The sequence below is a fragment of the Marinobacter salexigens genome, assembly GCF_002806945.1.
In the GTDB taxonomy this organism is placed as follows: domain Bacteria; phylum Pseudomonadota; class Gammaproteobacteria; order Pseudomonadales; family Oleiphilaceae; genus Marinobacter; species Marinobacter salexigens.
Window position 1 is genome coordinate 407,649 of the sequence record NZ_NIHC01000005.1, and the last position, 15,128, is coordinate 422,776.

At 55.7% G+C, this 15,128-nt stretch carries 11 protein-coding genes and 1 pseudogene; 1 reads left to right on the forward strand and 11 read right to left on the reverse strand.

The features are described from left to right. Positions 1-41 precede the first annotated feature (41 nt). The gene (gene secA / locus CDH47_RS12095; RefSeq protein WP_100640142.1) at positions 42-2,774 is read right to left on the reverse strand and encodes a preprotein translocase subunit SecA; all 2,733 of its coding nucleotides are present in this window, start codon (positions 2,772-2,774) and stop codon (positions 42-44) included. A gap of 179 nt (positions 2,775-2,953) precedes the next feature. Beyond that, complete coding sequence (locus CDH47_RS12100) at positions 2,954-3,889, reverse strand: peptidoglycan DD-metalloendopeptidase family protein (RefSeq protein ID WP_420843680.1); 936 nt, start codon at positions 3,887-3,889, stop codon at positions 2,954-2,956. 231 nt (positions 3,890-4,120) lie between these two features. On the opposite strand from CDH47_RS12100, the gene CDH47_RS12105 reads away from it, so the two are divergent. After that, on the forward strand, positions 4,121-4,567 hold the full coding sequence (locus CDH47_RS12105; RefSeq protein WP_100640144.1) for a DciA family protein: 447 nt from the start codon (positions 4,121-4,123) through the stop codon (positions 4,565-4,567). Between the two features lie 11 nt (positions 4,568-4,578). On the opposite strand, the gene lpxC is transcribed toward CDH47_RS12105, so the two are convergent. The 9 genes and pseudogenes from lpxC to murD form a co-directional block, all read right to left on the reverse strand. Beyond that, positions 4,579-5,496: a UDP-3-O-acyl-N-acetylglucosamine deacetylase gene (gene lpxC / locus CDH47_RS12110; RefSeq protein WP_100640145.1), complete on the reverse strand. Its 918-nt coding sequence runs from the start codon at positions 5,494-5,496 to the stop codon at positions 4,579-4,581. 324 nt (positions 5,497-5,820) lie between these two features. Beyond that, positions 5,821-6,862, reverse strand: a pseudogene (gene ftsZ / locus CDH47_RS12115) (cell division protein FtsZ); the annotation flags it as partial. A 96-nt stretch (positions 6,863-6,958) separates the two neighbouring features. Next, complete coding sequence (ftsA, locus tag CDH47_RS12125; RefSeq protein ID WP_100640147.1) at positions 6,959-8,194, reverse strand: cell division protein FtsA; 1,236 nt, start codon at positions 8,192-8,194, stop codon at positions 6,959-6,961. Positions 8,195-8,230: 36 nt separating this feature from the next. Then, positions 8,231-9,070, reverse strand: a complete 840-nt coding sequence (locus tag CDH47_RS12130; protein ID WP_100640148.1) for a cell division protein FtsQ/DivIB — start codon at positions 9,068-9,070, stop codon at positions 8,231-8,233. Beyond that, positions 9,063-10,037 (reverse strand): D-alanine--D-alanine ligase, encoded by a 975-nt coding sequence (locus CDH47_RS12135; RefSeq protein WP_100640149.1) that lies wholly within the window; start codon positions 10,035-10,037, stop codon positions 9,063-9,065. Before CDH47_RS12135 ends, CDH47_RS12130 begins: the two co-directional genes overlap by 8 nt. Next, positions 10,030-11,475 (reverse strand): UDP-N-acetylmuramate--L-alanine ligase, encoded by a 1,446-nt coding sequence (gene murC, locus CDH47_RS12140; protein ID WP_100640150.1) that lies wholly within the window; start codon positions 11,473-11,475, stop codon positions 10,030-10,032. The genes CDH47_RS12135 and murC overlap by 8 nt, the downstream gene beginning before the upstream one ends. Beyond that, positions 11,468-12,574, reverse strand: a complete 1,107-nt coding sequence (murG, locus tag CDH47_RS12145; protein ID WP_100640151.1) for an undecaprenyldiphospho-muramoylpentapeptide beta-N-acetylglucosaminyltransferase — start codon at positions 12,572-12,574, stop codon at positions 11,468-11,470. The genes murC and murG overlap by 8 nt, the downstream gene beginning before the upstream one ends. Next, positions 12,567-13,769 carry a putative lipid II flippase FtsW gene (gene ftsW, locus CDH47_RS12150; RefSeq protein WP_100640152.1) on the reverse strand — a complete coding sequence of 401 codons (1,203 nt, stop codon included), beginning with the start codon at positions 13,767-13,769 and terminating at the stop codon, positions 12,567-12,569. The genes murG and ftsW overlap by 8 nt, the downstream gene beginning before the upstream one ends. Continuing rightward, on the reverse strand, positions 13,769-15,124 hold the full coding sequence (gene murD / locus CDH47_RS12155; protein ID WP_100640153.1) for a UDP-N-acetylmuramoyl-L-alanine--D-glutamate ligase: 1,356 nt from the start codon (positions 15,122-15,124) through the stop codon (positions 13,769-13,771). The genes ftsW and murD overlap by 1 nt, the downstream gene beginning before the upstream one ends. Between the last annotated feature and the right edge of the window lie 4 nt (positions 15,125-15,128).

Here is a 15,128-nt window from a genome sequence, read left to right on the forward strand (position 1 = left end):
TGCGGGCTTCCGTACTTTGCCTTGCTGCCTGCGGGGTGAGATTAGCTCACTTTGCCACAGCACTGCTTGAACTTTTTGCCGGATCCGCATGGGCAAGGCTCGTTACGCCCAACTTTGCGCTCCTGTCGCACGAAGGTTTCAGGTGCGGCCTGACCCTCATCCCCGCGCTCACCTTCACCCTGGGCGGTTGCGCTAGTTTCATCGTGGCGCAGCCGTGCCTTCGCAAGCTCCTGCTCCAGCTCTTCTTTACGACGGCGCTCAACCTCTTCCATTTCTTCCTGGCTCTGAACCCGAACGTGGCAAAGCACGCGGGTTACATCGCGTTTCATGGTATCGAGCATGGATTCAAACAGGTTAAACGCTTCACGCTTGTATTCCTGCTTGGGGTTCTTCTGAGCGTAACCACGCAAGTGGATGCCCCGGCGCAGGTGGTCCATGTTGGAAAGATGCTCTTTCCACAGGGTATCCAGAACCTGCAAGAACACCTGCTTTTCGAACTTGCGCATGGATTCGGCACCGGCCACTTCTTCTTTGGCCCGGTATGCTGCAACAATCTCATCCAGAATTTTCTGGCGCAGGTTGTCTTCGTACAGCTTCTTATCTGCATCCAGCCACTCCTGAACCGGCAACTCAATGGCCATTTCAGATTGCAACTGAGCCTCCAATCCAGCCACATCCCACTGCTCGGGCATGCTTTGGGGCGGGATATGCTCGCTGACCAAGGTACCTACAACGTCTTCACGGATGGTATCAACCATCTCGGAAACATCCTCAGAAGACATGACCTCGTTGCGCTGATCGTAGATAACTGTACGCTGATCGTTGGCGACATCATCATACTCAAGAAGCGTTTTACGCATGTCGAAGTTACGGCCTTCGACCTTGCGCTGGGATTTTTCAATGGCGTTAGTGACCATTCGGTGTTCAATGGCCTCGCCTTTCTTCATCCCCATGGCCTGCATCAGGCTCTTTACCCGATCCGGCGCAAAGATGCGCATCAGATTATCTTCCAGGGACAGGAAGAAACGGGAGGACCCGGGATCTCCCTGGCGCCCGGCGCGGCCACGCAGCTGATTATCTATACGGCGGGATTCATGCCGCTCAGTGCCCACAATATGCAAGCCACCAGCATCGAGGACCTGCTTGTGGCGCTCTGTCCACTCCGCCTTGAGGCGCGCGATCTCCTCCTCAGTCGGGTTGTCCAAGGCAGCAACTTCATGCTCCCAGTTACCACCCAGTACGATATCCGTACCTCGACCCGCCATGTTGGTGGCGATAGTAACGGCACCCGGACGACCTGCCTGGGCAATAATCTGAGCTTCAGATTCGTGCTGTTTGGCGTTAAGGATCTTGTGATCAATACGGGCCTTTTTCAGCAGCATTGAAAGCAGTTCAGAGGCTTCAATGGATGCCGTACCCACCAGAATAGGCCGACCCTCGGCCGTTACGTCCTTGATTTCATCAATAATGGCGTGGAACTTTTCTTCCTGAGTCAGATAAACAAGATCGTTGTAGTCAATGCGCTGGATCGGCTTGTTGGGCGGTATAACCACCACGTCGAGGCCGTAGATCTGGCGGAACTCGAAGGCTTCCGTATCGGCGGTGCCGGTCATACCGCCAAGCTTTTCGTACAGACGGAAATAGTTCTGGAACGTGGTTGAAGCCAGGGTCTGGCTCTCGGCCTGAATTTTCAAGCCTTCTTTGGCTTCCATTGCCTGGTGCAGACCTTCGCTCCAGCGACGGCCCGGCATCGTGCGCCCTGTGTGCTCATCGACAATGACAACCTGACCACCCTGAACGATGTAATCCACATCTTTCTGGAACAGGTGGTGGGCGCGAAGTGCTGAATGAACATGGTGCAGCAGGCTAAGGTTGGCGGCGGAATAGAGGCTTTCACCTTCTTCCAGCAATTGACGGCTCAATAGCAGCTCTTCAACCCTTTCATGACCTTTCTCGGTCAACTCTACCTGGCGCGATTTTTCATCAATGGTGAAATCGCCGGAGGATTCGCCCTCCTCACTCACTTCCCCTTTCTCAAGACCGGGGATCAGTTCGTTAATAGCAAGATAGGCTTTGGAGCTGTCTTCTGCAGCGCCTGAAATAATCAGTGGTGTGCGGGCTTCATCGATGAGGATAGAGTCGACCTCATCCACGATCGCATAATGAAGGCCTCGCTGGACCTTGTCCTCGGTACTGAATGCCATATTGTCCCGAAGGTAATCAAAGCCGAATTCATTGTTGGTGCCGTAAGTGATATCGGCCTGATAGGCTGCGCGCTTGTCTTCGGGGGACTGGCCAGCTACAACCACACCCACCTGCAGCCCAAGAAAGCGGTATAGCTTGCCCATCCACTCAGCATCACGGCTGGCGAGATAGTCGTTTACGGTTACAACATGCACGCCTTTACCTGGCAGGGCATTCAGGTAAACAGCCGCAGTGGCAACCAGGGTTTTACCTTCACCGGTCTTCATCTCCGCAATCCGGCCCTCATGGAGGGTTATGCCGCCAATCAGCTGCACATCGTAATGGCGCATACCCATAACGCGGCGTCCGGCTTCACGTACTGTGGCAAAAGCTTCGGGTAACAGTGCATCCAGGCTCTCGCCTTCGTCCAGCCGGCGCCGGAATTCAGCAGTCTTCCCCTGCAACTCGGCGTCCGTAAGATTACCAAACTGCTCTTCAAGCTCATTAACACGCAAAGCCATCTTGCGCATTCTCTTGATTTCCCTGGCATTTTTACTGCCGAACATCTTGGTTGCAAACTTTGAGAACATAGACCACTGCTTCTTTGATTAAACGGAGGAAGACGGCATTCTAACCTTATTTTGCGGGAGTACAAAAGGCAGGGCTCACATAGCCGACGTTATGTGACTATCCTGTGCCAAATACCGGGAGCTATCAAACCTGATGAGGCTGGCGGGGGCTGAGCGAACGTCAGGCAACACCTGAACTACTAACGTCTGGCTCTTTTAATGTAAGTTTCCGGATTTTCCGTTTTCCCGTTACGGATAACCTCAAAGTGTACGTGAGGGCCCGTAGAGCGACCAGTGCTTCCCATCAGCGCAAGCACCTGCCCTTTCTGCACCACATCGCCTACCTTCACCTTGATGGTCTTGCTGTGGGCATAACGGGTTACCAGGCCATCGCCGTGATCAACCTCAACCAGATTACCGTAGCCATTTCGTGCAGAGGCATAAGTCACAACACCACCAGCAACAGAAATAATATCGCTGCCATCCTTACCTGCAAGGTCGACCCCAGCGTGCCAGGTGCGCTTGCCGGTAAACGGATCGGAACGGTAACCATATGGTGAAGACAACCAACCCCAGGTGATGGGACGACCTTCCAGATACAGCTCATCTTCCAGCTTCTGGCGGGAGGAAACCTGGTCGAGCAAGCGCAACTGCTGCTCCCGGTCCAGCATTTTGTGCTCCAGCTCATCGATCATCCGGGTCAACTCGGGCGCAGAGAAGGAGTCCGCAGGGTGCGAGTCTTCGGGGCCACCAACCGCTGCAGGCTGGTTGAAGTCGAATTCGTCACTGGCAACCAGACCAGATTCCAAAAAGCGCTGGCCCAAAGCATCAAGGCGCAACAAACGGCCCTGAATCTCGCCCAAGCGAAGCGTCAGGGCATCCATCTGATCCTGAACATTCTGCTGGAGAGCATCCAGCTCACCCTTCTGCTCTCCCAGCTTGTTCTGCCAGTGGGCTACCAGTTCAGAGTCTGAGGGCTCACGGGCTTCTGCCTGAGCCACTGCCACGCTGTATCCGACCCAGCTTGCGGCCCCTATCAGCGCCGCTGCAGCAAATGCCAAAGCAACAGCGGTAGAGCCATTCAACGCCAGCGTGCGAGACTTACCGTGACTCCTGCCAACTAGAATGATATTCATAGTGTCTTCTGATTTCATCAAATGAGCCGCAACCTTTTCCTGTAGTGTTGCAGCCCGGAATAATCCGAGCGGGTCTGCCATCCTTAGCAACAACTACGTACCGATAAATCGTAGCGCCCAGTAGACATACTCGTTTACAACAAGGTAAAACAATAGAAGTACAGGCGCTACGCACAAAACGTGCCGAAGTGTAACCAATCGTTATCGTGGTCGTCGAGAAGAACCCCCCTTATGAAGCGGAAAAGTGATCAGAAAACAACCTTTGACAACCTGGGCGGAACGCCGGTTCTGCGCGAACTGGTTGCAAAAGCCAACACTCACCGCAAAGCCGAGGAGCAAGTTATCGCCGTGTTGCCCCCCGCGCTGGCGCAAGGTACTCGATTTGTCTGTTGCATTGAGGGGGAATTGACACTTTCAAGCGAAAACGCCGGAAAGGCAAGCCAGATTCGCTTCCGTCAGCATGAAATTATGGAAAAGTTACGGGAGAACGAGTTGTTCCGGTTTGTATGGAAGCTCAAGGTAAAAGTGGTACCGCCAAGGTTTAGCGAGAAACCACCCGCAAAAAAGCTGGCGCTCAGTAAAGAAAATGCCCGGCTCCTCAAAGAGGAAGCCGGGCACACGAAGGATAAAAAACTACGCGAGGTTCTCGAAAAACTCGCAAGCCACGTCCGGGATTAAGACATCCAGCCTTATGCCGGTACCGCCAGCACAGGTTTCATGTAGGAGATAGGCGCGGTTTCTTCATTATCGAAAGTAACCACTTCCCATGCGTCCTCTTCTGCCCTGAGCTTGCGCAGCAGCTTATTATTCAGGTCGTGACCGGACTTGATGCCACGGAACTCACCAATCAGGCTGTTGCCCAACAGATACAGATCTCCGATAGCGTCCAGCACTTTGTGTTTGACGAACTCGTCATCATAACGAAGACCGTCTTCGTTCAGGATTTTGTAGTCGTCTACCACAATGGCGTTATCCACACTGCCGCCCAGCGCCAGGTTCATCGCCCGCAACTTTTCAATATCACGCATAAACCCGAAAGTCCGTGCGCGGCTGACTTCCTTCACAAAGGAGGTGCTTGAAAAATCAACGGTCGCGGTCTGGGCGCGGCCTTTGAACACAGGGTGGTCAAAGTCGATGCCAAAGCTCACTTTGAAGCCTTCAAACGGCAGGAAGGTGGCCTTCTTGTCGCCTTCTTCAATAGTGACTTCCCGCTTGATGCGAATGAATCGCTTGGCAGCGTCCTGCTCGGCAATGCCGGCAGACTGCAGCAGAAAGACGAAGGGGCCGGCAGAGCCGTCCATAATCGGCACTTCTGCAGCGCTCAACTCCACGTAGCAGTTATCAATGCCGAGACCAGCCATGGCTGACAGCAAATGCTCAATTGTCGCCACACGGACACCGTCTTTTACCAGCGTCGTGGACAGCATGGTCTCACCCACATTTTCAGCGCAAGCCAGTATCTCGACCACAGGGTCGAGGTCGGTGCGCCGGAAAATGATTCCCGAATCTATCGGCGCGGGCTTCAGGGTCAGGTAAACCTTTTCCCCTGAGTGCAGCCCGACACCGGTAGCACGGATCGTGTTTTTAAGTGTCCGTTGTCTGATCATCGGTTCGTTATTCCGTAAAAATTGGCGATATTCCAAGCAAAAATCTGCGAGCAGAATATCAAAAAATACGACTGAGTACCATTTGCGCAACCCAACATTGCCTATCTTTCAGGCAAAGTGGCTACGGGCCTTCAGCGCATCCATTTCCGGAACAGTGATGTGTCGTAACTGCCATCACCACAATCCGGATGCTATTTGCAACAGATTATCAGTCAGCCTGTCTGCGAAGGAATGCGGGAATATCGAGATAGTCGACTCCCTGCTCTTCGCTTTCCTTGCTCTGATCAATCGCAACGTTACCGTGAGATACCGCACGGCGACGCAGGATTGCAGGACGATCCAACTGTTTGTAATCCGTCTTGCCATCCAGTGAGCGGGTATTATCCACTACCTTGGTAGGCTTCTCACGGTCCCCACCCAAGCCTGTCGCAACAACTGTTACCTTCAGCTCGTCGGTCATTTCAGGATCGATAACGGTACCCACAACAACGGTAGCAGTATCCGATGCAAACTCACGCACAATGTCGCCAACCTCGGAGAACTCGCCCAGGTTCAGATCCATACCGGCAGTGATATTGACCAGAATACCCTTGGCACCCTGCAGGTTGACGTCTTCCAGCAGTGGGCTCTTGATAGCGGCTTCGGCAGCTTCCTGAGCACGATTTTCTCCGGTAGCCTTGGCAGTCCCCATCATCGCCATACCCATTTCCGACATAACGGTTTTAACGTCAGCAAAGTCGACGTTGATCATACCGTTGCGGGTAATCAGGTCTGCAATGCCCTGAACTGCGCCAAGCAGAACATCGTTTGCAGCCGCGAACGCGTCCAGCAGACTGGTCTTTTTACCCAGAACCGCCAGCAGCTTTTCATTCGGAATCGTGATCAACGAGTCGACGCACTCTTCCAGCTCCCTGAGCCCCTCTTCAGCCAGACTCATACGCTTGCCGCCTTCAAAGCTGAACGGCTTGGTCACTACGGCAACGGTCAAAATCCCCATTTCCCGTGCAACTTCAGCAACTACCGGGGCCGCGCCCGTGCCGGTACCACCGCCCATTCCAGCGGTGATGAACACCATGTCCGCGCCTTTGATGGATTCAGCAATACGGTCACGATCTTCCAGAGCAGATTGGCGACCGATTTCCGGATTCGCCCCTGCGCCCAGGCCTTTCGTAATATTGCCGCCCAGCTGGATAATCTGACGTGCGTCCAGATCGGCGAGTGCCTGGGCATCAGTGTTGGCGCAGATAAATTCTACACCTTCAATGTCACTGTTCAGCATGTGACGCACGGCGTTACCACCGCCACCACCAACACCGACTACCTTAATGACAGCGTTTTGTTGGACATTATCGACAAGTTCAAACATTCCCCTTCTCCTTCGTGCTGTTTCAGCCTTGTTCCAGGCTGTTTTATTCGAGATTGTATTTTCGAGATACCTTCGTTTACTGCTTGCCCGGAACCGTCAGAAATGACCGGTAAACCAGGCTTTCATGCGCTCAAACAGCGAGGGTGCATCTTCACCCTTGAGCACGGGTGCCCGGCCAAGATCCATCTGCCGGAAACCGTGAATCAATAACCCGACGCCAGTGGCGTAGATGGGGTTATTAACAACTTCTGTCATACCGGAAACAGCGTGCGGGCACGCCATCCTCACCGGCATATGGAAGATTTCTTCAGCCAGCTCCACCACGCCTTCCATCGTGGAAGAACCGCCTGTAATGACGATGCCTGCAGGTATCATGTCCTCAAAACCTGACCGGCGCAGTTCTGACTGCACGAGAGTAAACAGCTCCTCGTAACGGGGCTCAACTACCTCAGCCAGTGCCTGCCGGGACAAATCTCGGGGTGCTCGGTCGCCAACGCTGGGCACCTTGATCGTTTCTTCTGCCCCGGCCAATTGCGTCAAGGCACAGGCGTACTTGATTTTGATCTCTTCGGCATTTTGCGTAGGCGTTCGCAACGCCATCGCAATGTCATTGGTGACCTGGTCGCCAGCAATGGGGATCACTGCAGTGTGGCGGATGGCACCGCCTGTAAACACAGCGATATCCGTGGTGCCGCCCCCCATATCCACAACGCAGACACCCAGCTCTTTCTCATCTTCAGTAAGAATCGCGTGACTGGACGCCAGCTGCTCAAGGATGATGTCATCGGCTTCAAGGCCACAGCGGCGAATGCACTTTTCAATATTTTGGGCCGCATTGACGGCGCAGGTCACCAAGTGAACCTTTGCCTCCAGCCGCACTCCTGACATACCCAACGGCTCTTTGATGCCTTCCTGATTATCGATCACAAATTCCTGAGGCAGAATGTGCAGAATTTTCTGGTCTGCAGGTATCGCCACGGCCTGCGCAGCATCGATAACCCGGTCAACATCTGCCTGAGTAACTTCCCGGTCGCGAATAGCGACTATGCCGTGAGAGTTGAGACTTTTGATGTGGCTTCCCGCAATTCCCGCATATACGGAGTGAATGCGGCACCCAGCCATCAACTCTGCCTCTTCAACGGCACGCTGAATCGCCTGAACCGTGGTTTCGATATTGACCACCACACCCCGCTTCAGACCCCGGGACGGGTGGGAGCCAATACCAACCACCTCAATGGTTCCGTCCATCTTGCGTTTGCCGACGATCGCAACCACTTTCGAGGTTCCGATATCGAGGCCGACAATCATGTTTTCCGTTTCAACCGTTGACATGTATTCCACCAAACCGTAGGTCTGAATTTACTGTTTCTATGTTTTCGGGCTGGAAGCGGCCTGAGCCTGCTTCCATTGAACCGCCACACCGTTGGTGTAGCGGGCATCTACCCGGCTAACTTCGTCCGACCGAGATATCAGCCGGTTTTCATACACTGTGATAAAGCGTTCGAATCGCTTCGCGACCTGGTCCCGGCCGAGTACCACTTCAATTCCGTTTGAGAGGCTGAGCGTCCAGGCACCTCGCCGCTCCAGGGAAAGACCTGCAAACCCCAGGTTATGCCCAACCAGTTTGTCGCTCATGGTACGCGCCATGCTGATCACGTCACGCACCCGCTCATCTGGCCCGGCAAGCTGAGGCAACCGCCCTGCAATTTCCGGATTGGGCGGCATGAAGAGCTCACCTGTCCGACTGACCAGCCGACCGTCAGTCCAGTAAGCCAGGGGCTTCTTCTCCCGGATATTAATAACCAGACGGTCTGGCCAAACACGACGCACTGCCACTGTTTCGACCCAAGGGCGCCTTTCAAGATCCGACTTGATGTCCGACAGATCCGTGGAAAAATAACTCTTGCCAATCCAGTTCCCGGCTTGCCGTTCAATGGCAACCCGGCTATCCCCAACAAATTCTCCATTCACATCAATGGCCAATATTTGCTGGTCCATAGCGCCCAAAACCTTTCCTGTTGCCCAGGGCACCAACCCAGCAAGCAACAGAATCGCGATACCCATACCGGCCTGCAGCCAGGGCACCGCAGCCAAAACGGCCTTTAACACACCAAACCGGTCCTTCTCCGGCCCGAGAGTCGTTGCTCCCCGGCGCCCAGGAGGTTCAGCCGGAATCGCCCGGCTCCGGATCAGCAGTGTTTCAAGCATTGGCTTCCTCCAGTGTGTCCAGGAGAATTCGCACAACCAGCTCTTCAAAGCTGATGCCCGCAGCTTTTGCGGACATGGGTACCAGGCTGTGGTCTGTCATGCCCGGCACCGTGTTCACTTCCAGCAGCCAGAATTCGCCATCGACATCCTGCATGATGTCTACCCGACCCCAGGTGCGGCAGCCCACAACCCGGAAGGCTTCGAGCGCCAGATGCTGTAACCTCGCTTCATCGTGAGGAGCAAGGCCACAGGGAATTCTGTAGCGGGTATCATCTGCCAGGTACTTCGCGTCGTAGTCATAGAACACATGATCTGTGCTCAAACCTATGGCCGGCAGTGCCTGGTCCTGCAGCAGGCTGACCGTAAACTCCGGCCCCTCAACCCACTCCTCTATCAAAACCTGGGTATCCAGTGCTGCCGCAGCCTCGTAAGCTTCCGCCAGCTCGGCCGCAGTATTCACCTTGCGGATGCCAATGCTGGACCCTTCCCGCGACGGCTTAACACTTAAAGGCGCACGCAATGCCTGAACAATCTGTTCGGCGTCGCTGGCCGCGGTCATGGTTCGAAACTTCGGTGTTGGCAGGCCGCAGCCGGCGAACACGTATTTGGTGCGCAATTTGTCCATCGCCAGGGCGGAGGCCATTACTTCACTTCCGGTATACGGAATACCCGCCTGGGACAAAATTGCCTGCAGGGTTCCGTCTTCTCCGCCACGGCCATGCAGGGCGATAAAGACCCGGTCAAAGTCCGGGTTTTCGACGGTCTTCAACAGGCAGCCCTGAACATCCATTGCGAAGGCATCCACCCCCGCAGAAACCAGAGCCGCAAGCACCGCGTTACCGCTTTTGAGGGAGACATCGCGCTCAGCCGAGTCGCCACCCATAAATACCGCCACGCGCCCCAGCGCCTTAACCACCTCTGGCTCAGCCTGATACGCAGGTAAGCCGGGATGCTGAATATCACTCACCTGAAACCACTCCTTGCGTCGCCAACCGGGTGGCTATGCCCCCGATGTCGCCAGCACCTTGGGTAATCAAAAGATCGCCGTCCTGTAACACACTGGCCAGCAGATTCTCAATCTCACGATTATCTTCCACGAATAGCGGTTCTACCTTGCCCCGCTGCCTTATGCTGCGGCACATAGCCCTGCTATCCGCACCGGGAATGGCGGTCTCGCCAGCGGAGTAAACGTCCATCAACAAGAGGCCATCGACTTCCGACAACACCCGCACAAAATCTTCATACAGGTCACGGGTCCGGCTAAATCTGTGGGGCTGGTACAGCATCACTATCCGGCGCTCGGGCCAGGCATCCTGAGCCGCCCGAATTACAGCCTCCACTTCCGTGGGGTGGTGACCATAGTCATCTACCAACGTGACGCTGCCACCGGGTATGTCGTAATCTCCGTAAACCTGGAAACGGCGACCCACACCCGCAAACGCTGCCAGCCCGCGGCAAATGGCTTCATCGGCAACACCGTCATCGGTCGCTACGGCAATAACCGCAAGCGCATTCAGAACGTTGTGACGCCCGGGCATTTTGAGCTCGACTTCAAGGTCGCTGCGGCCGCCCGGCCGTTTCACGACAAAGTGTGTTTTCAGCCCGTCAGTGACTATGTTTTCGGCCCGATAATCGGCATCCGGATTGCTGATGCCATAGGTGATGATCGCGCGGGAAATGCGGGGGATTATTTCATTCACGTACTCGTCATCCACACACATCACGGCCAGGCCGTAAAACGGCAGGTTGTGGAGAAAGTCCACAAAGGTTTGCTTGAGCTTTTCCACGTCGCCGTCATAGGTGTCCATATGATCGGCTTCAATGTTGGTGACTACCGAGACCGTCGGCGTCAGGTGCAGGAATGAGGCATCACTTTCATCCGCCTCGGCCACCAGATAGCGGGAGCCACCCAGCTTGGCATTGGTGCCTGCACTGTTGAGCTTGCCGCCGATAACGAACGTCGGATCCAGCCCGGCTTCACCCAGTACCGAAGCAATCAGGCTGGTGGTCGTGGTCTTGCCATGGGTTCCGGCTACGGCTATGCCGTGGCGGTAGCGCATAATCTCCGCCAGCATTTCAGCCCGGGGCACGATAGGCACCCGCCGGTTGCGAGCCGACACCATTTCAGGGTTGTCCGACGCCACAGCAGAAGACACCACTACCACGTCGGCCTTAGCGCTGTTCTCCTCGCGGTGACCAATCTGAATCTCAATACCCATGGCCTTGAGACGATCGGTGACCAGGCCCTGCCTGATGTCTGAACCAGACACGTCGTAGCCCTGGTTTTTAAGCACTTCTGCAATACCGCTCATTCCAGCACCACCGATACCCACAAAGTGAATGTGGCGAATCCGGCGCATTTCCGGTACTTGAAAAGCAAGCGGCGGATTGTTTGTATCAGCCATTAGCGGCCTCCAGACAATAATTTACGACCCGCTCCGTTGCATCGGGGCGAGCCAAAGTACGTGCAGCCTTGGCCATATCCATGACCCGGGCGCGGTCCCTGGCAAGGTCGCCGAGGGTTTCTGCCAGCACTGCCGGCGTCAAGCGTGACTGTGGTATCAAAATGGCTGCTTTGGCATTCACCAGCTGCTGGCCATTTTTCGTTTGGTGATCATCCACCGCGTGGGGGAATGGCACCAACACGGCACCGATACCGGCCGCACACAGCTCGGAAACCGTCAGGGCGCCTGCGCGGCACAACACTATGTCGGCCCAGCTATAAGCTTCTGCCATGTCTTTGATAAACGGTTCAACGTCGGCATTCACTCCGTGCTGCTCATAAGAGCCGCGGGCATCTTCAAGATGACGCTCCCCACACTGGTGCCGAACCTGCGGCCTTTCCTGTTCTGGCAGCATTGCCAGGGCCTCTGGCAACTGCTGGTTGAACACCTGGGCTCCCAGACTGCCACCGACCACCAGAATTCGCAGTGGCTTGCTTTGCTCTGGGGATTCGCTCGAGCGCCCTGCCATTCTTTGTTCCGGGGCTGGCAAGGCGGCCAGATCTTCCCGCACCGGGTTACCAGTGCACCGGGTAATCACTTCCGCACCAAAGCTGCCAGGGAAAGCCTCCAGAACCGTTTTCGAAAACCGCACCAGAATCCGGTTAGTCATTCCTGCGATGGCATTCTGCTCATGAATCACCAGCGGCGTTTTCGTAAGCCAGGCGGCCAAGCCACCAGGGCCTGTCACAAACCCGCCCATACCAACCACGCAGTCCGGGCGAATACGGCGCATAACGGTAAAAGCTTCACCCAGGGCACGCATCAGGCGGAACGGAGCCGCCACTAAAGCCAGCTTGCCTTTGCCCCGGAGCCCGGAGATGTGGATCAGCGACAACGGAATGCCCGTATCGGCAATCAACCGCTCTTCCATGCCTCCAACAGCGCCCAGCCAGTGCACCTCATGCCCTTTGGCTTCAAGTGCACGGGCAGTGGCCAGAGCCGGGAACACGTGCCCTCCGGTGCCGCCAGCCATCATCAGGAAACGGCGAGATTCATTCATAACGTGCCCCTCCCCGTTTGCGGCGGCCGGGTTTTTCCGCAGCCTGTTTTTCTTTATCCAGCCGTTCCATCTCAACCCTGGCGAGAATGCCAATACACACACAGCTGATCATCAGGCTGGAGCCGCCGTAGCTCACCAATGGCAAGGTCAGCCCTTTGGTGGGCAGCAACCCGGTGCTGACGGCCATATTGATTCCGGCTTGCAAACCGATCAGCAGCGTGATGCCGTAGGCGAAACAGGCACCAAATGGCATCTCTGCCTTTTCTGCCCGCCGGGCAATCACAAAGCCTGTTACAACCAGCACGGTAAACAGCCCCAGCACAACCAGCGAACCCAGCAGCCCGAACTCTTCTGCAATAATGGAGAAGATAAAGTCGGTGTGGGCTTCCGGCAGGAAGAACAGCTTTTGTATGGAGTTCCCCAGGCCAACACCACCCCAGTCACCGCGACCAAAGGCAATCAACGACTGCGTTAACTGATAGCCACTATCGAACTGATCTTTCCAGGGGTCGAGGTAGCTCACGACCCGTTTCAGCCGATAGGGCTGAGTCAGCACCAGAATGACCCCGAGCACCACCAGAATGGCGATCAGCGGTACGAACCGGCTAAGCCGCACGCCACTGAGGAAAATCATGCCCGCAGCGGCAGTCACCAGAACCACGGTTGCCCCGAAATCAGGCTGTATAACCAACAAGGCGGATGCCACACCAAGAACCACAAGTGGCTTCAGAAACCCCGGCCAAGTGTTCAACAACTCATCACGGCGCCGCACAACGTATCCGGCCAGGTAGGCGATCAGGCATAGCTTCGCCACTTCCGACACCTGCACGTTGAACAAGCCGAACGGGATCCAGCGAGTAGACCCGTTCACTGTGCGGCCCAGTGGCGTAAGAACCAACACCAGCACAAGCATACCGATTCCGAGCAGCAACCAGCCGCTGCGCTCCCACCAGGCCACTGGCACGTTTACCGATACCAGCGCGAGCATGCATCCCATCACCGCAAACATAAGCTGGCGAATCACATAGTGATAACCATTGCCCATGGTCTCTACCGCCAAGTCCATGGAAGCGGAGGAAATCATCACAACCCCGATCATCAGCAAGGCAACCGAGCTGATAACCAGAACCGGCAGGGGCTGAATTTCGCCCAACCATTCAGTTCGTGCGGGTGCGGCTGATAACCCTGACTGCATCAGTTCACCTCCCGCAGTGCCTGGACCTGGGTGCGAAACTGCTCACCACGATCCATATAGTCTGCGAACATATCGAAGCTGGCACAGGCGGGGGAAAACAGAACCCGGTCGCCTTCCTGTGCAAGCTCCGCCGATTTTTCCACCGCTGCTTTCAGGGTTTCAGCCCGGTAAACGGACGTCCCGGAGGCCAGCGCACCAGCGATACGATCTGCATCCCGGCCAATGAGCACCACAGCCCTGCAACTGTCACTGACTGGCGCCGCCAATTCAGTAAACTCGGCCCCCTTGCCTTCTCCGCCGGCGATCAGCACAACTTTCCCGTCACCTTCCGGCACCAGGCTGTTTATCGCGGCGACGGTGGCTCCAACATTCGTGCCCTTGGAGTCATTGATGTAATCCACGCCTGCAAGCCTGCGCACAAGCTCGCACCGATGCGGCAAACCGCTAAACTTCCGCGCGCTATCCAGCATGGTATCCATGGGCAACCCTGCGGCCTGGCCCAGTGCCAGCGCAGCCATCACGTTGCTGATGTTGTGCCACCCCATAAGGCTCAACTCGCGGGCATTCAGCAAGTTGTCGAAACCAAAGGTCAGCCACAGGCCCTGATCGTCTTCCCGGGTGCTGAAGGTCTGCGGGTTAACACGATTGAAGCCGAAACATACAAACCGCAGGTTATCCCGCGCCATGGGAGTGCTCAGAGCATCATCAAGATTTACGATCGCGTTCTTGCACCCCTGGAAGATTCGTTGCTTGGCCTGAAAATAAGCCATCTTGTCCGGGTAGCGATCCAGATGATCGTCACTCACATTCAGCACGGCAGCCGCCAGCGCATTCAGCCCTGTTGTGGTTTCCAGCTGAAAGCTGGAGAGCTCCAGCACGTACAAGTCGGCATCATGCCCCAGCAAATCCAGCGCAGGCGTGCCGATATTGCCACCAACCTGAACCTTGCGACCCGCTGAACGCGCCATCTCACCCAATAAGGTGGTTACCGTGGTTTTACCGTTGGAGCCTGTTATGGCCACAACGGGCGCGCCGGCGGCTTCAGCAAACAGATCAATGTCGCCCCGTATGCGGGCACCCTGCTCTGCAGCATAGGCAATGGCCGGGTCGGCGATGCTGATTCCCGGGCTTACGATCAACTCGTTGAAACCGGCAAAGAGTTCTTGATTGAAAAGCCCCAGGTACACAGGAACATCTGGCCATCCGGCTCGAAGGTCATCCAGGCACGGCGGCGCTTCGCGGCTGTCAGCCACGGCAACGTCCCGCCCCTGAGCTGTCAGGTAGCGCACGCAGGAGAGCCCGGTTTTACCGAGCCCTACTACCAGTGTGCGACGATCTGACGTGATGACACTCATAATC

Bases quoted from the DNA above. Each gene is read 5' to 3' on its own strand.
- CDH47_RS12130 (WP_100640148.1), bottom strand. From the start codon at position 9,070: ATGCTTGAAACACTGCTGATCCGGAGCCGGGCGATTCCGGCTGAACCT.
- ftsA (WP_100640147.1), bottom strand. From the start codon at position 8,194: ATGTCAACGGTTGAAACGGAAAACATGATTGTCGGCCTCGATATCGGA.
- murG (WP_100640151.1), bottom strand. From the start codon at position 12,574: ATGAATGAATCTCGCCGTTTCCTGATGATGGCTGGCGGCACCGGAGGG.
- CDH47_RS12100 (WP_420843680.1), bottom strand. From the start codon at position 3,889: ATGAATATCATTCTAGTTGGCAGGAGTCACGGTAAGTCTCGCACGCTG.
- murD (WP_100640153.1), bottom strand. From the start codon at position 15,124: ATGAGTGTCATCACGTCAGATCGTCGCACACTGGTAGTAGGGCTCGGT.
- secA (WP_100640142.1), bottom strand. From the start codon at position 2,774: ATGTTCTCAAAGTTTGCAACCAAGATGTTCGGCAGTAAAAATGCCAGG.
- CDH47_RS12105 (WP_100640144.1), top strand. From the start codon at position 4,121: ATGAAGCGGAAAAGTGATCAGAAAACAACCTTTGACAACCTGGGCGGA.
- lpxC (WP_100640145.1), bottom strand. From the start codon at position 5,496: ATGATCAGACAACGGACACTTAAAAACACGATCCGTGCTACCGGTGTC.
- murC (WP_100640150.1), bottom strand. From the start codon at position 11,475: ATGGCTGATACAAACAATCCGCCGCTTGCTTTTCAAGTACCGGAAATG.
- ftsW (WP_100640152.1), bottom strand. From the start codon at position 13,769: ATGCAGTCAGGGTTATCAGCCGCACCCGCACGAACTGAATGGTTGGGC.